This window comes from Microvirga sp. GN3 (genome assembly GCF_055792825.1).
The window spans coordinates 1-19,343 of record NZ_JBVVAK010000069.1; the positions used below are offsets into that span (position 1 = coordinate 1).

17 protein-coding genes and 1 pseudogene are annotated in these 19,343 nt (G+C 61.6%); 7 read left to right on the forward strand and 11 right to left on the reverse strand.

Going from position 1 to position 19,343, the window contains the following annotated elements; all coding sequences use genetic code 11:
* From ACS5Q1_RS27190 to ACS5Q1_RS27215, 6 genes are all read right to left on the reverse strand, one after another.
* A partial coding sequence (locus ACS5Q1_RS27190; protein ID WP_473101106.1) for a porin occupies window positions 1–223 on the reverse strand: 223 nt, incomplete at its 3' end.
* A 499-nt stretch (window positions 224–722) separates the two neighbouring features.
* Window positions 723–1,838 carry a 4-hydroxyphenylpyruvate dioxygenase gene (gene hppD / locus ACS5Q1_RS27195; RefSeq protein ID WP_473101107.1) on the reverse strand — a complete coding sequence of 372 codons (1,116 nt, stop codon included), beginning with the start codon at window positions 1,836–1,838 and terminating at the stop codon, window positions 723–725.
* 87 nt (window positions 1,839–1,925) lie between these two features.
* The gene (gene maiA, locus ACS5Q1_RS27200; protein WP_473101108.1) at window positions 1,926–2,552 is read right to left on the reverse strand and encodes a maleylacetoacetate isomerase; all 627 of its coding nucleotides are present in this window, start codon (window positions 2,550–2,552) and stop codon (window positions 1,926–1,928) included.
* Window positions 2,549–3,037, reverse strand: coding sequence for a MarR family winged helix-turn-helix transcriptional regulator (locus ACS5Q1_RS27205; protein ID WP_473101109.1), 489 nt, complete (start codon window positions 3,035–3,037; stop codon window positions 2,549–2,551). The genes maiA and ACS5Q1_RS27205 overlap by 4 nt, the downstream gene beginning before the upstream one ends.
* A 195-nt stretch (window positions 3,038–3,232) precedes the next feature.
* Complete coding sequence (locus ACS5Q1_RS27210) at window positions 3,233–4,222, reverse strand: endonuclease/exonuclease/phosphatase family protein (RefSeq protein ID WP_473101110.1); 990 nt, start codon at window positions 4,220–4,222, stop codon at window positions 3,233–3,235.
* Window positions 4,223–4,243: 21 nt separating this feature from the next.
* Window positions 4,244–5,332 carry a TRAP transporter substrate-binding protein gene (locus ACS5Q1_RS27215; RefSeq protein WP_473101140.1) on the reverse strand — a complete coding sequence of 363 codons (1,089 nt, stop codon included), beginning with the start codon at window positions 5,330–5,332 and terminating at the stop codon, window positions 4,244–4,246.
* Window positions 5,333–5,405: 73 nt separating this feature from the next.
* On the opposite strand from ACS5Q1_RS27215, the gene ACS5Q1_RS27220 reads away from it, so the two are divergent.
* Both ACS5Q1_RS27220 and ACS5Q1_RS27225 read left to right on the forward strand, forming a co-directional pair.
* On the forward strand, window positions 5,406–6,425 hold the full coding sequence (locus ACS5Q1_RS27220) for a fumarylacetoacetate hydrolase family protein (RefSeq protein ID WP_473101111.1): 1,020 nt from the start codon (window positions 5,406–5,408) through the stop codon (window positions 6,423–6,425).
* 66 nt (window positions 6,426–6,491) lie between these two features.
* Window positions 6,492–6,707 carry a dodecin gene (locus ACS5Q1_RS27225; RefSeq protein WP_203440205.1) on the forward strand — a complete coding sequence of 72 codons (216 nt, stop codon included), beginning with the start codon at window positions 6,492–6,494 and terminating at the stop codon, window positions 6,705–6,707.
* A 362-nt stretch (window positions 6,708–7,069) separates the two neighbouring features.
* Here ACS5Q1_RS27225 and ACS5Q1_RS27230 read toward each other — a convergent pair whose 3' ends face one another.
* A complete protein-coding gene (locus ACS5Q1_RS27230; protein WP_473101112.1) occupies window positions 7,070–8,035 on the reverse strand; it encodes a DUF6454 family protein in 966 nt (321 codons plus the stop codon).
* 182 nt (window positions 8,036–8,217) lie between these two features.
* On the opposite strand from ACS5Q1_RS27230, the gene ACS5Q1_RS27235 reads away from it, so the two are divergent.
* Together ACS5Q1_RS27235 and ACS5Q1_RS27240 are read left to right on the forward strand one after the other, a co-directional pair.
* Window positions 8,218–8,847 (forward strand): LysE family translocator, encoded by a 630-nt coding sequence (locus tag ACS5Q1_RS27235; RefSeq protein ID WP_473101113.1) that lies wholly within the window; start codon window positions 8,218–8,220, stop codon window positions 8,845–8,847.
* 165 nt (window positions 8,848–9,012) lie between these two features.
* On the forward strand, window positions 9,013–9,258 hold the full coding sequence (locus ACS5Q1_RS27240; protein WP_473101114.1) for a hypothetical protein: 246 nt from the start codon (window positions 9,013–9,015) through the stop codon (window positions 9,256–9,258).
* A gap of 513 nt (window positions 9,259–9,771) precedes the next feature.
* Here ACS5Q1_RS27240 and ACS5Q1_RS27245 read toward each other — a convergent pair.
* The 4 genes and pseudogenes from ACS5Q1_RS27245 to ACS5Q1_RS27260 all read right to left on the reverse strand — a co-directional run bounded on the left by ACS5Q1_RS27245 (window position 9,772) and on the right by ACS5Q1_RS27260 (window position 13,929).
* A complete protein-coding gene (locus tag ACS5Q1_RS27245) occupies window positions 9,772–10,977 on the reverse strand; it encodes a calcium-binding protein (RefSeq protein ID WP_473101115.1) in 1,206 nt (401 codons plus the stop codon).
* A 42-nt stretch (window positions 10,978–11,019) separates the two neighbouring features.
* Window positions 11,020–11,148 (reverse strand): annotated as a pseudogene (locus ACS5Q1_RS27250) (calcium-binding protein); the annotation flags it as partial.
* On the reverse strand, window positions 11,091–12,008 hold the full coding sequence (locus ACS5Q1_RS27255; protein ID WP_473101117.1) for a hypothetical protein: 918 nt from the start codon (window positions 12,006–12,008) through the stop codon (window positions 11,091–11,093). The pseudogene ACS5Q1_RS27250 and the gene ACS5Q1_RS27255, both read right to left, overlap by 58 nt.
* 109 nt (window positions 12,009–12,117) lie before the next feature.
* Window positions 12,118–13,929: an ABC-F family ATP-binding cassette domain-containing protein gene (locus ACS5Q1_RS27260; protein ID WP_473101118.1), complete on the reverse strand. Its 1,812-nt coding sequence runs from the start codon at window positions 13,927–13,929 to the stop codon at window positions 12,118–12,120.
* Window positions 13,930–14,041: 112 nt separating this feature from the next.
* On the opposite strand from ACS5Q1_RS27260, the gene ACS5Q1_RS27265 reads away from it, so the two are divergent.
* The 3 genes from ACS5Q1_RS27265 (at window position 14,042) to ACS5Q1_RS27275 (ending at window position 19,326) form a co-directional block, all read left to right on the forward strand.
* Complete coding sequence (locus ACS5Q1_RS27265) at window positions 14,042–16,105, forward strand: sensor histidine kinase (protein ID WP_203440232.1); 2,064 nt, start codon at window positions 14,042–14,044, stop codon at window positions 16,103–16,105.
* A 121-nt stretch (window positions 16,106–16,226) separates the two neighbouring features.
* The gene (locus ACS5Q1_RS27270; protein WP_473101141.1) at window positions 16,227–17,840 is read left to right on the forward strand and encodes an ABC transporter ATP-binding protein; all 1,614 of its coding nucleotides are present in this window, start codon (window positions 16,227–16,229) and stop codon (window positions 17,838–17,840) included.
* 13 nt (window positions 17,841–17,853) lie between these two features.
* The gene (locus tag ACS5Q1_RS27275; RefSeq protein WP_473101119.1) at window positions 17,854–19,326 is read left to right on the forward strand and encodes an aldehyde dehydrogenase family protein; all 1,473 of its coding nucleotides are present in this window, start codon (window positions 17,854–17,856) and stop codon (window positions 19,324–19,326) included.
* Window positions 19,327–19,343: the final 17 nt, after the last annotated feature.

The window sequence follows — 19,343 nt, forward strand, 5'->3', positions numbered from 1 at the left end:
GATCGGTCGGCTCGAGGTAGCGGAACTCGGCGCGAACACGGCCGCCGACGCGGAGGCAGGTTTCGGTGCCGGGGATGTAGAAGAAGCCTGCGCCGTAGGTGGAGCAGACGCGCACGTATTCGACAGCAGCGGCCTTCTTCGCGGGAAGGTCGGCGGCTTGAGCCCCGGCGACAGCCGCGAGACCCGCGACCGATCCGAGGAAGAGGCTCTTAGCGAGCTTCATGGTTAAACCTCCAAAGTTTCGAGACCCTGGGGGGCCGGGTTTTTGTGCTTCGGCAGCTTCAACGAAGCCTTCAAACACGTCCCTTTTCCCCTAGTACCCGGCGGCCCGTTTTCATTCGAACTCACCAGGATGACGACTGGGGTGCCCCCGTCGCTGCAGCCACATTATCCAGGACATTTCCGCAAGCAACCGAATGAAGGCACAAAATGGGCAAGAGAGGGGGCTTTTCAGGGGCATGTTGCACAAACGCAACGTTCGGTACCTCCTCCTTAACTGCTTGTTAAGACTATGCGCCCGTTCTTCAGAAATCCTTAAGGAACAAGGATTCTAGCTTGAGCCCGGATGCCGGCGGAGGAGAGGCCGGGCAATGATTGGAGCGCAACCCATAGACCGGGGCTGTGAATAACGCCCGTCACAATTTCGATAGCTCGCTTACCAAGGCACGCAGGAAAAAGGCCGGGCGAGCCCGGCCTCCCTCGAATCGTAGGAGTGTCAGAGGCTAGGCGACCTTGGGACCGATCACGCCTCGGCGAATCTGATCCTCTTCAATGGATTCGAAGAGCGCCTTGAAGTTGCCCTCCCCGAATCCGTCGTCGCCCTTGCGCTGGATGTATTCGAAGAAGATCGGCCCGATGGCGGTCTTGCCGAAGCGCTGGAGCAGGACCTTCGTGAAGCCGCCTTCGACCACGCCCTCCCCGTCAATGAGGATTCCGTTTTTCTTCAGACGGTGGAGAGGCTCCTCATGGCTGGGCAGGCGCTTGTCGACACGCGCGTAATAGATCTCGTTCGGTGCCGGCATGAACTCCAGCCCACCCTCGATAAGCGCCTCGATGGATTCGTAGAGATCGTGCGAGCCAAGAGCCACATGCTGGATGCCCTCCCCCTTGTACTCCTGCAGATATTCCTCGATCTGCCCGGTCTCGCCCGCATCCTCGTTGATCGGAATGCGGATCTTGCCGTCCGGGCTCGTCATGGCGCGGGAATGCAGACCCGTCAGCTTGCCCTCGATGTCGAAGTAGCGAATCTGGCGGAAATTGAAGAGGCGCTCGTAGAAGCCGGCCCACTCATTCAGGCGCCCGCGATAGACGTTATGGGTCAGGTGGTCGATGTAATAGAGACCGACGCCCTTCGGCTTCGGATCGGGCTCGCCCAGCCATTCGAAATCCACATCGTAGATCGAGCCTTTCGCGCCATAGCGGTCGACGAAATAGATCTGCAGGCCGCCGATTCCTTCGATGCCCGGGATCTCGAGCTCGCCAGGGCCGACCTGCGTTTCAATAGGCTTCGCGCCCATGGAGAGCGCACGGTCCAAGGCGTATTTCGCATCGGCTACGCGGAAAGCCATGGCAGGCGCCGAAGGACCATGCTCCCTCGCGAAACGCTCGGCAAAGGAGCCCGGCTGCGCGTTGACAATGAAATTGATGTCGCCCTGGCGATAGAGAATGACGTTCTTCGAACGGTGCTTGGCGACGACGCTGAAGCCCATCGTCTTGAAAAGGCGATCCAGGGCCTGCGGGTCGGGATGGCAGAACTCCACGAATTCGAAGCCATCCGTGCCCATGGGGTTCTCTTCGGAGATGGCGGCTGGCGGCGCATCGTGCGGAAACGGTCCCATGATTATCCTCCTGTTTTGCCTCTGACGATCGAGAGGCCTGTGCTTCTGAAAACAACGCATTCGCCCTGGAACGGATGCGATTCTTCGTCAGGCCGCGTCGGGCTGATTGGCCGGGGCTGCATCCTGAAAGGCTTTGTGCGCGGCGCAGGCCGCATCGACCGCCACGATCTTCGGATAGGCCTCGAGCGGGATGTTGAAGCGCCGTGCGTTGAAGACCTGCGGCACCAGATAGATATCGGCCAGGGTGACCCGGGCCCCGAAGGCATAGGGCCCGGGCCCTATGAGAGCTTCGATAGCCTCGAAGCCCTCGCGCACCCAATGCGCATACCATTCGTCGGCAGCGGCCTTATCGTGCCCGAGCCGGTTCTTGAGATAGGCCAGCGTTCCGGAATTGTTGAGCGGATGGATATCGCAGGCGATCAGGCTGGCGATGGCTCGCACCTTGGCGCGAGTGACTGCACCGACCGGCAGCAGGGGTGGCTCGGGATAGACCTCGTCGAGATATTCGAGGATGGCCGGAGACTGGATCAGGGTCGTGGCGCCGATATTGAGGGATGGCACGCGTCGTTGAGGATTGATGGCTTTGTAACCCTCCTCTCGCTGCTCCCCCTTCAGCAGATTGATCGACACGGATTCGTATGTCACGCCCTTCAGGTTGAGAGCGATCCTGACACGGTAGGCGGCAGAGGAGCGGAAATAGGTATAGAGCTTCACGCGTCATCCCCCTCGACGTCCTGAGGCGCCAGCGAACGGGCCTGCTGGGTGAGCTTGTCGATCAAGGCAGCAAACGTCTTCTGCTCCTGCGGGGTCAGAGCCGACAGGAGACGCTCCTCGACGGCGAGAGCCTCGGGAGCGACAGCCTCGTAGATCGCCCGCCCTTCCGGCGTCAGGGCCAGCCATTCCTCGCGCCGGTCGTCGAGATTGGGGCGGCGAACGACAAGCCCGCGCTTCTCGAGAGCCGAGACAGCCCGTGAAACGGTGGATTTATGCATGACACCGTCGGGTGCCATGTCCCGCGCCGTGCGGACCTCATATTGCCCAAGGGTGACGATGACCCGCCAAGCGGGAATCGAGAGGCCAAATCGCTCTGCATAAATCTGGGCAAGCGCGCTCGACGTCAGGCCCGCCAGAACATTCAGGCGATAAGGGAGAAAGCGCTCCAGAACCACCAGGGGGCCTGGCGCGTCCTCGTTCTTCATTGCAGACTGAGGTGCCATAGTGGACAAAAACCGTTGCTTATGCAACCAATAGATTAAGTTCGTTGCGCGTGCAACCAGGTTTGAGAACTCCTGGTTTCCCTCGGAGCACCAATATGTTTGGGCGGAGACGAGGGCTTCTGCATAAGCTCAGGATTTCAACGCCCCAGGCGAAACTTGCGACAGCCTTCCCTGCACCTATGGATTCGCGGCAAGCATCAGGTCAGCAAGGACTGGGAAATGGTCCGATCCCAGGTCCCTGCCCACCCTGCTCTCGATAACGCTAAAGCCTCGATTGATGAGAATGTGATCGATCGGCAGCCCGAACAACGGAAACCGAGAAGACCATGTTGCCGTGAATTTGCGCACTCTCGCCGTATCGTACAATTCAGCATCGCCGATCAGCGACTGAAATGCCGGCGACCAGGGCGTCAAATTGAGATCCCCCATAAGGATGACAGCATCGGTCGAAGCTGCCTTGACCTCGCGTGCGGCGATATCGAGCTGTGTGCGCTGTCGTTTTAGATCGTTCCCGAAGGGTTGAGCGGCGTGCAGGCCGACCAATGTGAAGCAACGGGCAGCGAGGTTGGGATGGCACAGACGCGTCGTCAGGACAGAGCGAAATCGCGCGGCACTCCTGTCCGCGGACCAGCTCCTGGGCTCCCAGCGGCTGAGGAGTACGACACCGAGCGGGAAGCCCTGATAATCTGAGATGCGATGAGGGTAGCGGTTCTCCCATCCGTGCAGGAGATAGCTTGTGTCATGTGGCGCTTCGGCCAACAGGATCACATCCGGATTCTCCCGCTCGACCATCTGCCGGAAAGCATCCGGATCGGTGCCTTGCCCATGCATGTTGAAGGTCAGAACGCGAAGCCGGACATGATCCTCGGCACTACTGCCTTCAGCGGCACGGACGCCGCCGGATAGGTAAGGTGCCAGAGGAGCAACGTTGATCAGGGTCGTTACAAGGCTCACGACCAAAGCCATTCGCGCAGACGTCAGAAGCGCCACCACGATGGCGACCAATCCTACGGCGGCGAGCTGCGGGCGGAAATGCGTCAGGAGATCGAGCTGCCACGACCAGGAGCCGAGAAAGCTCCCGATCGTCGCCATGCAGACCAGCGCCGCCAGTATAACTGGCAGCGCTTTCGCGACCGGTTGAATGGGCCAGAATATGCGCCGCCCCATTCCGGGAACATCCTTCAAGGACTACGCCCGTCCGCGGGTGCGGATCATGAAGGTGTCGAACGCATATTCGTTGAGCTGCCACCAGGGCAGAACATCGTTGCGATAGGCTACCATCGAGTCATAGGCCTTCTTGAAGTCCGCGTTCTTGGCGGAGAGCTCGGCATAGAGCTCGTTGGCGGCCTTGAGCGAGGCCTCCAGGATGGCCGGGGAGAAGCTACGCAGCTCAGCGCCCGCACCGACCATGCGGCGCAGGGCCTGGCCATTCACCGCATCGTATTTCGCCAGCATCCAGTTGTTCGCGGCTTCCGTCGCCTGGTTCATGATGGCCTGGTACTGCTTCGGCAGCTCGTTCCACTTCTGCTGGTTGATGACGAGGTGCAGCATCGCGCCACCCTCCCACCAGCCGGGAGCGTAATAGTATTTGGCGACCTTCAGGAAGCCGAGCTTCTCGTCATCGTAAGGACCGACGAACTCGGCTGCGTCGAGGGTACCGCGCTCCAGCGCCGGATAGACGTCTCCGGGGGCGATCTGCTGCGGTACAACGCCGAGCTTGGCCAGAACCTGCCCACCCAGGCCGCCGATGCGGAACTTAAGGCCCTTAAGGTCATCGATGGTGTTGATTTCCTTGCGGAAGAAGCCGCCCATCTGGGCGCCGGAATTACCGCAGACGAGGGAGGTGCAGTTATACCGCGCCATCACCTCGTTGATGATTTCCTTGCCGCCGGCGAAGTGCCACCAGGAATGGAGCTGGCGTGCGTTGAGGCTGAACGGCAGGCCCGTGCCCATGGCCAGGGCCGGCTCCTTGCCGATGTAGTAGTAGAGCGGGGTATGGGCGCATTCCACGACGCCGTTCTGCACCGCGTCCATGGCCTGAAGGCCACCAACGATCTCGCCTGGGGCGAAGACCTGAATCTGGAACTTGTTGTCGGTCGCCTCCGCCATGTACTGGGCGAAGGTCTGGGCGGTGCCGAAGATCGTATCGAGGGATTTCGGGAAGCTCGAGGTCAGGCGCCAGCGGATTTCCGGCATGCTCTGGGCGATGGCCGGGGCCGCCACCGTTCCGGCTGCCGCCGCAAGACCTGCCCCTTTCAGAAAGTTTCTTCTCTTCATCGTCGTCATTGGCGTTTCCCCGGAAAGCATTCTGTTGCAAGTTGAATGGACCATAACAACCCGGTCGGTGGCAATGAAGCTCTCCTCCCTCAACCAAGGCCGTGACGGCCGCCTCGTCATCGTCTCGAAAGACCTGACCCGCGCGACAGATGCTTTTTTCATTGTTCCGACGCTTCAGCAAGCCTTGGACAATTGGGAAAAAGTCGAGCCTCAATTACGCGACCTCGCAGAGCAGCTGGAGCATGGTTCCGTACCGGCCTTCCGCTTCCACGAGCATGACTGCGCCTCGCCGCTGCCCCGCGCCTATCAATGGGCCGACGGCTCGGCTTATGTGAACCATGTGGAGCTGGTGCGAAAGGCGCGCGGTGCCGAGATGCCGGCCTCCTTCTGGACCGATCCGCTCATGTATCAGGGCGGCTCCGATTCCTTCCTGGGACCAAGGGATCCGATCCTGGCGATGGACGAGGCGCATGGGGTCGACTTCGAGGCCGAGATCGCGGTGATCACCGATGACGTCCCGATGGGCGCAAGCCCTGAGGAGGCCGCCAAGGCCATCCGCCTGATCGTCCTCGTCAATGACGTCTCCTTGAGAAACCTGATTCCCGCCGAGCTGGCGAAGGGCTTCGGCTTCTTCCAGGCCAAGCCCTCCTCCACGCTGTCGCCGGTGGCTGTGACGCCCGATGAGCTGGGTGAGGCCTGGGACGGCGGCAAGCTGCACCTGCCCCTGCTCTCCAGCCTCGACGGCAGGCCTTTCGGCAAGCCCAATGCAGGCGTCGATATGACGTTCGACTTCCCGACCCTGATCGCCCACGCGGCCAAGACCCGGCCGCTCGGAGCCGGCACGGTCATCGGCTCCGGCACGGTCTCCAATAAGGACGAGGCGGGCGGACCGGGCAAGCCGATTACAGATGGCGGCTTCGGCTATTCCTGCCTGGCGGAGCTGCGCACCGTGGAGACGATCCTCCAGGGCGAGGCGAAGACGCCCTTCATGCGCTTCGGCGACACGATCCGCATCGAGATGAAGGACAAGCAGGGCCACTCGATCTTCGGTGCCATCGAACAGAAGGTCGAGGCCTATCGCAAGGAAGGCTGAAAGGCCCCATAGGCGACGCCATTCGGCGCTCTACGTTCATGCTTCCAGCAAAGCATGGAGCGGCCCATGGATGACCATGTCTACAAGATCGTCGAACTCGTCGGCTCGTCCGAGACCAGCATCGAGGATGCCATCCAGACGGCGATCCGGCGCGCGAACCATACCTTGAGAAACCTACGCTGGTTCGAGGTCATCCAGACCCGCGGCCATGTGGAGGACGGCGAGGTGCGCCATTACCAAGTGGTGATCAAGGCCGGGTTCACGTTGGAGGCCGGCGGGTAACCGGCTCTCTCGTCATCACCAGCCTTACGCCGGTGATCCGCGCCTTTTCTGGCTGAATCCTCATCCTGAGGAGCAGATGCAGTCTGCGTCTCGAAGGAGAATCCAGAGTGCACTGGACGCTCCTTCGAGACGGTCGCTGCGCGACCTCCTCAGGATGAGGACTGAGTATGTAGAGGTGGATTCCTTCCCTCGCCTGCAGCTCGCCGGGGATGAAATCCTCACATCATGGCCGGGCTTGTCCCGGCCATCCACGTCTTAAGAACCACGACGCATCAAAGGCGAGGATCCCCAGGACTAGCCTGAGGATGACGGCGAGAGTTTTGACCCGAACGCTCAGCCAACAAGCCTTCTGAGTCCAATCTCTACTTCACCTCGGCCTCGTAGATGTAGAGCGTAGACTTGTCGTCCTCGGGCATGAAATAGCCGCGGATTCCGGAATCGCTCGTTTCCATCCAGACCGGGTTGTGGGTCATGTCCATACCGCCGGCCGACCAGAGCAGGACCGGCGTCTGGAAGATCGGGCGGCCGTCGGCGAGGTTGACGAGATCGAGCCCGCCGAGACGGAACGGAGCAGCCTCCGGCGTCACGCGCATCTCGGTCACGCCGGAGCACAGCATGCGGCTTTTGCCGACATATTTGCAGTCCTGGTAATCGAGATAATGCGACGTGTTGAGCGCCCGCAGCTTCTCGGGACTTTCGTTCGCATTGGTGGGCTTGCCATTGGAATCGAGAGACCAGCGATAGAAACGGCGCGAACCCCAGCTCACTCCGTGCAGGGACTTGTCGGCGGTGTTGTGTACCACGCCGCCGATATGATCGGCGAAGCGGAACATCTCCTCGGCCTTCATGGTCTCCGGATCGACGCGATAGACGATGGAACGGCTGTTCGGCCGATACTCGGCCACCGGAACCCATATATATTTCCCGTCATAGTCGATCCCGCCCGGATGATAGATCGTGCCTTCACCAAGGGTGATGTCGGCAATGAGATTGCCTTTCATGTCGAGCTTGAACAGGTGCCCGACACCGGCACCCGTATCGCGATCATATCCGTCCACCGGCTGCGGAAACCGCTTGGTCGGTTGCTGGATCTCAACGGACGACACGAACAGCGTATCGCCGATCTTCACCATGCCCTGCGGATGATGGGTGAGGAAATTGACTGGAACGGCGGAAACGGGCTTCCACTGTGTTCCGCGCGACAGCTTCGTCACGCGCTCGGCCAGCGCGTCCCGGTCGGGCTCCGCAGCCATGAGGGCCGCGGGCGCAGCCCCGAGGCAGAGCATCGTCAGAATCGTAGTCAGGCAACGTCTCGAAAAGCAGCCCATCGCGTTCCTCCTTCAGTGACGATCCGCTTCTAACGAGCGGGTGATGTCAGTTTAGTGTCGCGCCCGACGTCCCGCTATCCATTCGTAAAGACGTTTTAGTCGAGGGCCTCCTTTCTGGGCCTCTTGCCTTGACCGCCGCGATGTGGCTTGGTCGCAAAAATGCAATGCGAGGGAGAATATCCATGCCCGATCCCACCTTGTGGGGGGTGTTCATCGTGGCATCGGTGGTGCTGCTTCTGACACCCGGCCCGGCCGTGCTCTTCATCATCGCACGCTCGGTCCAGCAGGGCCGGACAGCGGGGCTCGTCTCCGTGATGGGGATCCATCTCGGCACCATCGTCCACATCGTTGCGGCAGCGGTTGGGCTTTCAGCCCTGATCGTGTCCTCGGCCCTTGCCTTTGCGATCGTCAAGTATCTCGGTGCCGCCTATCTCATCTGGATGGGCATCCGCACCCTCATGGCCAAGGATCCCAGCCCCGAAATGCCCGTGGTCCCCGCCGAGCCACTGCACCGCGCCTTTCGCGACGGCTTCGTGGTCAATCTCTTCAATCCGAAGACGGCGATCTTCTTCCTCGCCTTTCTGCCGCAATTCGTCGACCCCGCGCGCAGCGCGCTCCATTGGCAGATCCTCATCCTCGGCCTGACCTTCATGGGGCTCGGCATCTTGAGCGACGGGATCTTCGCGCTGCTGGCCGGGGCAGCCGGCGATGCCCTTCGCCGCAGCCGGCGCCTCCAGCGTCTCCTGCGCTGGTTCTCCGGAACCTCGTTCATTGGCCTCGGGGTCACCGCAGCCCTGGCGACACGCAAGTAGATCTATAGGGACGCCTCACATCCTGAACCGAAGGTGTCATGTCTTCTTCAACATCCCTCGGGATGTGAACCGTACGCTCTCGGCCAAGCCGAGATGTAACGGCCTAGGGGGGATGATGAATCATCCGAACTGAATTACAAAATCCGCTTCTCCTCGGAGCGGCCCATGCGTAACGTCCTAGTCGTCACCGCCTGCATCCTTGCAGTACCTGCCTGCGCCCTCGGCCTTCTCTTCACGATGATGTGGCTGTCGCTCGATACGCATGAATTCGGCCCATGGGACTCCAGATATCTGCTCCTCATTCATGGAACTCAGAGTCTGACTCAAAATGCGGCTATCCGCTGCCACCGAGGTGTCTTCCTGGCGCTCCCCGCACCTGAAACGGTGAAAATCTGTCCCGTTTGGGCCTGATTAAGCTTCCTATTCCTGCCAGGATGCAGCCACAGGATGCGTTCCGGGAGTTTTCAGTCAGCCTCTCAGGTCGGGGAACTGGATCTGCTGGAACCCGTCGCCGGCAGTGTTGAATATATGGGACAAGGACAGGACGGTACGGCTCCCGCCTATGCGTATGTGACGTTCAAGACCAAGATTATGCCAGAAGAGGTTATCGACACGTACAGTGCGCGATGCCGTGCGATTGGGCTCGCCGCTCAACGACAGCCTAAGGATCAACAGAAGCTGGGACTAACTTGCGCGCGTGAGGGGGCTGAGGTCGGCATAGCAGCAGCTCAACTCGGTGATGCTACGGAAGTGACCATCAACGGATGGGAATTCGAACAGCTTGAACCAACGCCGCAGCGGCCTGCTTCTCAGTGCTCCTCGGCTTGGCCTTCTTCCACACAGCCCCGGCCTGCACGCTCTGCCCGTGCCAGGACAGCAATAAAAGGGGCGCCGTAGCGCCCCTTCATGAAGCAAGCCGCTGGCTCATAGGATGAAGAACTCGGTGTACTTCAGTTCCTTGCTGACGTCCTTGGAGAACTTGAAGATTTCGACCCCCCGCTTCGAGCCCGAGCCGTCGGCGTCGTAGTACAGGGTCTTCGTCTTCTTACTGTAGACCAGATAATCGTTCTGATCCTTGGCCTTGTCGCCTATTGTGAAGAATTTCTTGTTCAGCTTGCCCGGATTGGCCTCCGAACCCTTGCCCAGTTTTGGCATGTACTTGTTGTCGAGCCAGATCGCGTCGTCTGCGGCCTTGTAGTCGTAGATCGTATCGAGGTTCTTGCTCTTGCTAGGCTTGTTGGCGTCAAAAACGAAGATATCGCGGCCCACACCGCCATAGAGCTTGTCGCTGCCCGAACCGCCGGAGATCGTGTCATCTCCCTCGCCGCCCTTGATCGTGTTCTTGCCGACATTGCCCTTGATCGTGTTGTCGAGGGCGTTGCCGGTGATGTTCAGGTTGGATTTGCCGGAGGCAGTGACGCTCACCACGCCCGGGTCTAGCGTCACGCTCTTCGTGACCTGGACCGTCGGTGAAGCCAGCAATTGGTCGAGGGTGAACCGGCCTTCGGCAAAATCAAAGAACTCGACACCGAGAACGGTATCCTGACTATCACCGGCTCGGTTGTCGATGATAGCGACCTGACCGGTCCCATTCGTTGTGACCGCATAGTTCAAGCGGCTTCCCGCATAGGCCACGACGTCGACGCCCGCCCCACCGTCCAGCGTGTCATTGCCTGCCCCACCCGAGAGCGTATCGTTGCCGTTTTCCCCTCTCAGGCGATTGTTGAGGCCGTCGCCGATAATCGTGTCCGCATTGTCCGTGCCGCGAATACGCTCGATGGCGATCAGCGTGTCGAGATGATCCGTGGCATCCCGGACCTGTCCCTTGGTGAGATCGATCGTCAATCCGGTCTGGAGCCCCACGGCTCTTGCATCAGCCCGGTAGTCGACCTCATTGATGCCGAGGGTGCCGTTGAAGATATCGTTCCCCGCATAGCCGATGAAGCGCTGGTTGCCGGCGCCCAAGCCGCCAATGAACGTATCCGCGCCGTCGGTGCCGAACACCGCGTCAATGGCGAAGAAAGTATCGGTGCCCCCACCGTTGCCGGTTTTCTTAACGGTTCCGGAACGGGCGGTCGAACCGAAGGTCACTACGATCCCCGTGAAGCCCAGATTGCTGTAGTTCAGCACATTCCAGTTCAGGTCCGGATTGTCGTCAGCCCCGATCTCACCGCCATGGATCGTATCGTCGCCGGCGCTGCCCTCGAACAGATCCTCCCCGAAACCTCCGCCGATGCCGCCGATCAGGACATCGTTGCCCTCGCCGCCATCCAGTGTATCGCTGCCAAGACCACCATCCAGCGTATCGTTCCGCTGTCGCCCCGCAGCCGGTTGTTGAGGCTGTCCCCGATCAGGTGGTCATTATGGCGGGTTCCCCGCAGGAACTCGATGTTCCTCAGCTTGTCGACGTCGCCGTTGAACCACGAAACGGTCACGAACCCGTCGGCGCCGACTTTCGACAGATCGACGTCGACGCCAATGCCGCTCTCACGTGCATCGTTCCGATAATCGACCTCGTCGTCACCGGCCCCGCCGTCGAAGGTGTCGTTGCCCCCGAAGCCGCGGAAACGCTGGAAGCCATCATGGCCGATGAAGTGATCGTCGAACTGGGTTCCGTGAACCGCCTCGATGCCGGTGAACGTGTCGATTTCGTTCAAACCGTTGGCCCGAACCGTTCCGGTCCCTTCGCTCGTAAACTCAACGGTAATGCCATTCGGCCGGTTCATCAGATTGGATTCGGCGAGGTAGATGAGATCGTCGAACCCCTCGCCGCCATCGATCGTGTCGTTCCCGAAGCCCGCGACCAGTTCATTGTTATTGTCATTCCCGAAGATCGCGTCATCTCCGACGAGAAACAGGTCGAAGATGTCACGGATTGTGTAGGCGGGATTCGCCAGCGCATCATCGAACACGAACTGGGCAAGGTTCAGCCCCGTGAATTCCGCAACGACAGTCGTGCCGTCCGCTTCGACCAGTTCTAGTTCGCTTATCGTCCCTGCACCCATATTGAGGCCGGTTCCCGTGACGACGACCTTCCGAATCCCGATCGTATAGACCAGTCTCGTGCTGGTAGACTCTCCGTCAGGCACCTCTGGGAAGGGCGCGGGAAAGAACTGGTCGAGAGCGAACCCCTCGTCGGAGATAATGCTAAAATTGGCCATGATGCCCCTCCAAGACGATATATCGTATCAGATTATTCATCCATGGGCCTAGGAGTATATCCCAGAAGAGATATTCAACGCGCTTTTGAAAGGATGTTGCAAAAAAACATCACCCCTCCAGTTCCTCGCGCAGCATTTCAAGCTCCAGCCACCGCTCCTCAGCCGCGTGCAGCTCCGTCTGCAATTGCGTAAGCGCGTCCATGGCTTTCTGGAAGCGGGCGGGGTCGCGGGAATAGAGTTCCGGATCGGCAAGGATCTCCTGCACCTTGGCGATCTTGGCTTCCATCTCGCCCATGCGCTGAGGCAGAGTCTTAAGGTCGTGCTGCTCGTTGAAGGAGAGCTTACGCTTTGCTTGCGCGGGTGCCGAGGCGGCAGGCTTGTCGACACTCTTCGGTTTTGCTTCCTTCTCGACCACGCGGGCCTGAACACCACGGCCGCGCTGGGCCACCATGTCGGTATAGCCGCCTGCATATTCGAGCCAGCGCCCTTCGCCTTCCGAGACCAGGACGGAACTGACCGTGCGGTCGAGGAAATCGCGGTCGTGGCTGACCAGGATCGCGGTGCCGGAATAATCCTGGATCATCTCTTCCAGGAGATCGAGGGTTTCGAGATCGAGATCGTTGGTCGGCTCATCGAGCACGAGCAGGTTCGAGGGCTGCGCCAAAGCACGGGCCAGCATGAGGCGGTTGCGCTCGCCGCCGGAGAGCACACCCACGGGGGTGCGGGCCTGTTCGGGCGAGAACAGGAAGTCCTTCATGTAGCCGATCACATGCTTCGTCTGTCCGCCGATGGTGACCGTATCGCCGCGCCCACCGGTGAGTGTTTCCGCCACGGTGGCGTCGGGATCGAGGCTCGCCCGGCGCTGGTCGAGGGTGACCATCTGCAGATTGGAACCGAGCCGCACCCGGCCCTCATCCGGCTCCAGGGCGCCGGTGAGCATGTTGATCAGGGTCGTCTTGCCGGCCCCGTTCGGCCCGATGATGCCGAGCCGGTCACCGCGCAGGATACGCAGGGACAGGTTCGAGACGATGGGGCGGTCGCCATAAGTCTTGGCGATGCCCTCCGCCTCGACCACGAGGGTGCCGGACTGCTCGGCTTCCGCCAGGCTCATATTGACGGTGCCGACGGCGCGGGTGCGCTCACGGAATTGCTGGCGCATGGCATGGAGATTGCCGAGGCGGCGCATATTGCGCTTGCGCCGTGCCGTCACGCCGTAGCGGAGCCAGTCGGCCTCGGCCACGAGCTTGCGGCCCAGCTTGTGATGCTCCGCTTCCTCCTGCTCCAGGACCTGATCGCGCCATTCCTCAAAATGGGCAAAGCCCCGATCCATGCGGCGAGTCCTGCCTCGGTCGAGCCAGATCGTGGCCTGGGACAGGCTTTCCAGGAAACGGCGGTCGTGGCTGATGAGCACGAGAGCCGAGCGGAGACTCTTCAGCTCCCCTTCGAGCCATTCGATCACCGGCAGGTCGAGATGGTTCGTGGGCTCATCGAGGAGCAGGATATCGGGCTCTGGCGCCAGAACATGGGCGAGCGCCGCACGCCGGGCCTCGCCGCCGGAAAGGTCAGCGGGCTTCTCATCGCCGGTCAGGCCTAGCTGCTCCAGCAGGTAGCGGGCCCGGTAGGGATCGTCGCCTGGGCCAAGCCCCGCCTCCACATAGGCGAGTGTTGTCGGATAGGTGGAGAGATCCGGCTCCTGCGCCAGATAGCGCACTGTGGCTCCTGGCTGCACGAAGCGCTTGCCATGGTCGGCTTCGACGAGACCTGCGGCGATTTTAAGCAGGGTGGACTTGCCCGAACCGTTGCGGCCGACAAGGCAAGCCCGCTCGCCCGGGGAGACGGAAAGCTCGGCGCTCTCGATCAGGGGCGTGCCGCCGAACGTGAGAGCGATATCTTGGAGGAGGAGAAGAGGAGGAAGCGCCATCGCCGCTCACCTGACACCTCTTAGTCGCAGATGCAAGGCCGCTCCGTTTTGTTACGGGGTGGACGGTCGTCGAACTTTATGTTCCCCTTCCAACGTTAAGCTGAGCGTTTGAATGACACTGACGAGGCGTCTGCTTCTTCTTGCTGTGATCTCGGTTCTGCCGGCGATCGTCATCTGGACTTACACGGAAGTCTCTCTGCGCCGCGCCCGGGAAGCCGAGGTGAACGACCTCGCCATCAGGCAAGCGCAGCTGGTGGGCGCAGAGCTCGAACGGATCTTCGATGGCATCCACAGCCTGCTGCTTGCCGTAGACGAGACCCCCTCCATCCGCTCCTTCGACACGGCTGCTTGCAGCCCCTATCTGAAGGCCATTCAGGAAAAGGTTCCTTATATCCTGTCCTTCGTGGCGATGGACATCAGCGGACATGTTCGCTGTCGGCCGGTCGGGACCATCGACACACAGCACTATTTCGCCGATCGCGCCTATTTCCATGATGCGCTGGGCAAGCTGGGATTCGTTGTCGGAGACTATACTCCTGTCTTCGAGGAAGGGGGTCTTGGGCCCCACCCCGTGTTGCCCCTGGCTCTGCCGATCTGGAACGACAGAGGTGACGTGGTCGGCGTCTTGGCGGCAGCCCTGGATTTGCGCTGGCTCAATCAAAAGGTGAAAGAGCGCACTGTGCCGGAGGACGGCTCGGTGACGATTGCCGACCGGAGAGGCATTGTGATCGTGCAGCACCCTCATCCGGAACGCATGCTCGGAAAGCTGCTTCCCCAGGAGTATCAGGCTCAAGCCAGGGCGAAAACCGCCGGGACTGCCGAAACCATCAGCACGGACGGCGTCAAGCGGGTTCTGGGCTATATCCCCCTCGGAGTCCCGCCCAGGAACATCTACATCAACGTAGGCCTGTCGACGAAGGCCGCCTTCGCGTCGATCAACCAGGCAGCGAGACGCGGCTTCATGCTGATCGCAGCGGCGCTCATCCTGGCCCTGTCCCTGTCCGCCCTCCTCAGCCGGGCCTTCATCACGAGACCGTTCGAACTCTTGACGAACGGCATCCGAGCCTGGCGCCAGGGCGATTACCAGGCGCGCATCGATCTTCCGGGGAAGTCCGGTGAGTTCGGCATCCTGGCGCGGGCCTTTAACGATCTGATGGACGACGTGGCCGAGCGCCAGAAGGCGCTTCAGGCGAGCGAAGAGAGAGCACGCCTGGCCCTTGAAGCAGGGCATATGGGAACCTGGTGGTACGACCCGACCAAGAGTGTCGGCGGCTGGTCCAGCCAGGCAACCGCGATGCTAGGGCTTCCTCACGCCAACGAGATCATGGACCACCAATACTGGCTGGACATCCTCCATCCCGAGGATTTGGATCGTGTCGTTCAGAAATGGTACGATACCGTAAAAAACCAGGGGGATTACCAGGACGAATATCGGATCCGGCTGCCGAATGGCAGTCTTCGGTGGATCAATTCCAGGGGCCGGGTTTTCTTCGATATCCAGAAAAGGCCGGTCTATTTCATCGGGATCTTCCAGGACATCACGGAACAGAAACATGCGGAGGAGCAGCAGCGCTTCTTCCTCGACGAGTTGAACCACCGGGTGAAAAACACCCTGACCACCGTGCAATCCATCGCCTCCCAAACCCTGCGCACGACCGAGACCCCGGCCCAATTCAAGGAAGCCTTTGAGGGCCGCCTGCTCGCTTTGTCGAAAACGCATAACCTGCTGACACGCAAATCCTGGCGCGAGGCGGAATTGCGCGATGTGGCCGAGCAGGAACTGGCACCCTATCGCAAGCAGGGCGATGAACGGATTGTTCTCAATGGGCCGAATGTCAGGCTACCGGCGCGCTATGCCATCAATCTGGGCCTTGTGCTGCACGAACTGGTGACGAATGCCGCCAAATACGGAGCGCTTTCGACCAATGCAGGGCGCCTCGAAATGAATTGGTCGATCGTCGAGAACGACGATCGACCGGATCAATTGCGAATCCATTGGTCCGAGAGCGGTGGACCGCCGGTCGCGCCGCCGAAACGCCAGGGCTTTGGCTCGCGCCTGATCCGCCGCAGCATCGAGGGGGAATTGGGCGGCTACATGGTGCTCAACTTCGCGGAAGGCGGCGTCGCCTATGACATCTCCGTGCCCCTCGCTCACACGGCGAGTGCGGCAGCATAGAGATCGGCGATCTTCATCTCGTGAATCGAGACTGAAACCATTCTCAACACGGCATCGGACAAGACGGATTGACGAAGCGGCAGAGATCGCAAGGATGAGCTCAATCGTTATCAGGAGCATGATGTTGAGCAGCCCCTCCCCTGTGCTGTCGATCGAAAACCTCTCCATCGGCCTTCCTGCCCTGGCCGACCGGCAGCACGCGATCAAGAATCTGTCGCTTTCCATCAATCCGGGCGAAACTCTCTGTGTCGTGGGCGAATCCGGCTCGGGCAAGTCGATGACCGCCATGGCGACCATCGGCCTCCTGCCCGCTGGCGTCGAGGTCCTGTCCGGCTCGATCAAGCTCGGCGAGCGCGATCTTCTCGCCCTCAATGAGGCTGGCTGGTGCGACGTGCGCGGCCGGGAGGTCGGCACCGTCTTCCAGGAGCCGATGACCTCGCTCAATCCGGTGATGCGGGTGGCGGACCAGATCGCGGAGACCTTTCGCGCCCACGGCCTGCTCACTCCCGCCGAGCGCGAGAAGCGCGTGCTCGACCTTCTCACCGAGGTCAACCTGCCGAACCCCGAGCTGATCGCGAAAGCCTATCCGCACGAGCTCTCCGGCGGCCAGCGCCAGCGGGTAATGATCGCCATGGCCCTAGCGCTGGAACCCAAACTCCTCATTGCCGACGAGCCCACGACTGCGCTCGACGTGACCACCCAGGCCCAGGTGCTGAAGCTGATCGACAACCTGCGCCACAAGAAGGGCACGGCGGTGCTCTTCATCACCCACGATTTCGGCGTGGTGGCAGAGATCGCCGACCGGGTCGCCGTGCTCCAGCACGGCGAACTCGTCGAGCAGGGATCGGCCGTGGAGGTGCTCACCCGCCCGCAGCATCCCTATACCAAGCGCCTCCTGGCGGCGGTGCCATCGCTGACCCCTCCCGCTCCGAAGCTCCTCGCCGGTGAACCGATCACCCTGAAGGTGGATGCCCTGACCAAATCCTATGGCGGGCGCGGCTTCTTCCGGAAAAGTCGCGAGGTCCAGGCCGCCGACGCGGTGAGTTTCGACATCAGACGCGGGGAGACCCTGGGGCTCGTGGGCGAATCCGGCTCCGGAAAGTCGACCGTGGGCCGCTGCGTGCTGCGCCTCATCGAGCCGGACGGCGGCGCCATCGAGATCGGAGACCTTTCCTTCAGCGCCCTGTCCCAGCGCGAGCTGCGCCCCTATCGGCGCAGGATCCAGATGGTGTTTCAGGATCCCTTCGCCTCCCTCAACCCACGGCGAACCGTCGGGCGCATCATTGCCGAAGGGCCGATCACGCAGGGTGAAGACCCGGCCAAGGCCCTGGACGAGGCGCGCATCCTTCTGGAGAAAGTCGGCCTGCCCGCCAAGGCCATCGAGCGCTATCCGCACGAGTTCTCCGGCGGCCAGCGCCAGCGCATCGGCATCGCCAGGGCGCTCGCCATGAAGCCGGACGTGCTGGTGGCGGACGAGGCGGTCTCAGCCCTCGATGTGTCGGTTCAGGCCGATATCCTCAAGCTGATCCGAGGGCTGCAGGAAGAGCTCGGCCTTGCCATTCTCTTCATCACCCACGATCTGCGGGTCGCCGCCCAGATCTGCGACCGCGTGGCAGTTATGCAAAAAGGGCGGATTGTGGAAATGGCCGAAACCGCGCAACTCTTCGCTCACCCGCGGGACGCGTATACGCGCCAACTCCTGGCCGCCGTGCCGGGCATGAACAAGATGATTTAGGGAGACGACATCCGTGAACGATCAGGTCAGCGCGACGCTCGCGCCCAATATGGTGTTCCAGAATCTCATCGGCGGACGCGACCGCCCGGCCTCGGACGGCCTGACCCTCGATGTGCTCTCGCCGATCGACGGCTCGCTCCTCGCCCGGATCGCAGCCGGAACCGCCCAGGACATCGACGAGGCAGTCAAGGCCGCCCGTGAGGCTTTCGACGGCGCCTGGGGCAAGCTGACGGCGACCGAGCGCGGACGTCTGCTCATGAAGCTCGCTGCTGCTGTCGAAGCCCATGCCGACGAACTCGCAATTCTTGAGAGCCGCGACAACGGCAAGCCCCTGCGCCAGTCGCGCGTCGATGCCATTGCCCTCGCCCGCTATTTCGAGTTTTACGGCAGCGCCGCCGACAAGCTGCACGGCGACGTGATCCCCTATCTCAACACCCATTTCATCGGCGTCGAGCGGGTGCCGCACGGGGTGACCGGGCATATCGTGCCGTGGAACTACCCGATGCAGATCTTCGGCCGCTCGGTCGGTGCAGCGCTCGCGGCCGGCAACGCCACCGTGGTGAAGCCTGCGGAGGATGCCTCGCTCACGATCCTGCGCGTCTCGGCGCTGGCCCGCGAGGTCGGCTTCCCCGATGGCGCGCTCAACATCGTGACGGGCCTCGGCCGCACGGCGGGCGCGGCCCTTGCCGCTCATCCGGGCATCGATTTCCTGTCCTTCACCGGCAGCCCGGAGACTGGCACGGCCGTTCAGACGGCGGCGGCGAAGAACCATGTAGGCGTCACCCTCGAACTCGGCGGCAAATCGGCCCAGTTGGTTTTCGACGATGCAGATCTCGAACGCGCTTTGCCCACCCTCGTCAACGCCATCATCCAGAACGGCGGCCAGACCTGCTCGGCAGGCAGCCGCATCCTGATCCAGCGCGGCATCTTCCAGGACGTGGTCGATGCGGTGGCTGAGCGCTTCCGCGGCTTGCGCGCCGGACATCCCGAGCGCGAGCCCGATCTCGGCCCCATGATCAACCAGGCGCAGCAGCGCCGCGTCGTCGGCTATCTGGAGCGCGGCCGCAACGAGGGGCTGAACATTGTCGGCGAAGGCGCGGTGGCGCTCGATGCGCCGGCAGGCGGCTTTTACGTAGCCCCGGCCTTCCTGGCTCCGGTCCCGCACGAGAGCATCCTGTCCCAGGAGGAAGTCTTCGGCCCCGTTCTCGTGGCGACGCCCTTCGAGGACGAGGCGGAGGCAATTCGGCTGGCGAATGGCACGGCTTACGGCCTTGCGGCCGGCGTCTGGACCAAGGATGCGATGCGCTCTACCCGCGTCGCCCGCTCCATGCGCGCCGGCCAAGTCTTCGTGAACTGCTATGGCGCGGGCGGCGGCATCGAGCTGCCCTTCGGCGGCTTCGGCCGCTCGGGGCATGGCCGCGAGAAGGGTTTTGAGGGGCTGATCGAGTTCACAACGACCAAGACTCTCGTTATTGCGCACGGTTAATTCCGGCACATTCATAT

What these genes read in the sequence shown, in the direction of transcription:
- hppD (WP_473101107.1), bottom strand. Translation starts at nt 1,838, where the DNA reads ATGGGACCGTTTCCGCACGATGCGCCGCCAGCCGCCATCTCCGAAGAG.
- ACS5Q1_RS27205 (WP_473101109.1), bottom strand. Translation starts at nt 3,037, where the DNA reads ATGAAGAACGAGGACGCGCCAGGCCCCCTGGTGGTTCTGGAGCGCTTT.
- ACS5Q1_RS27210 (WP_473101110.1), bottom strand. Translation starts at nt 4,222, where the DNA reads ATGGGGCGGCGCATATTCTGGCCCATTCAACCGGTCGCGAAAGCGCTG.
- ACS5Q1_RS27215 (WP_473101140.1), bottom strand. Translation starts at nt 5,332, where the DNA reads ATGAAGAGAAGAAACTTTCTGAAAGGGGCAGGTCTTGCGGCGGCAGCC.
- ACS5Q1_RS27220 (WP_473101111.1), top strand. Translation starts at nt 5,406, where the DNA reads ATGAAGCTCTCCTCCCTCAACCAAGGCCGTGACGGCCGCCTCGTCATC.
- ACS5Q1_RS27225 (WP_203440205.1), top strand. Translation starts at nt 6,492, where the DNA reads ATGGATGACCATGTCTACAAGATCGTCGAACTCGTCGGCTCGTCCGAG.
- ACS5Q1_RS27230 (WP_473101112.1), bottom strand. Translation starts at nt 8,035, where the DNA reads ATGGGCTGCTTTTCGAGACGTTGCCTGACTACGATTCTGACGATGCTC.
- ACS5Q1_RS27235 (WP_473101113.1), top strand. Translation starts at nt 8,218, where the DNA reads ATGCCCGATCCCACCTTGTGGGGGGTGTTCATCGTGGCATCGGTGGTG.
- ACS5Q1_RS27240 (WP_473101114.1), top strand. Translation starts at nt 9,013, where the DNA reads ATGCGTAACGTCCTAGTCGTCACCGCCTGCATCCTTGCAGTACCTGCC.
- ACS5Q1_RS27255 (WP_473101117.1), bottom strand. Translation starts at nt 12,008, where the DNA reads ATGGCCAATTTTAGCATTATCTCCGACGAGGGGTTCGCTCTCGACCAG.
- ACS5Q1_RS27260 (WP_473101118.1), bottom strand. Translation starts at nt 13,929, where the DNA reads ATGGCGCTTCCTCCTCTTCTCCTCCTCCAAGATATCGCTCTCACGTTC.
- ACS5Q1_RS27265 (WP_203440232.1), top strand. Translation starts at nt 14,042, where the DNA reads ATGACACTGACGAGGCGTCTGCTTCTTCTTGCTGTGATCTCGGTTCTG.
- ACS5Q1_RS27270 (WP_473101141.1), top strand. Translation starts at nt 16,227, where the DNA reads ATGTTGAGCAGCCCCTCCCCTGTGCTGTCGATCGAAAACCTCTCCATC.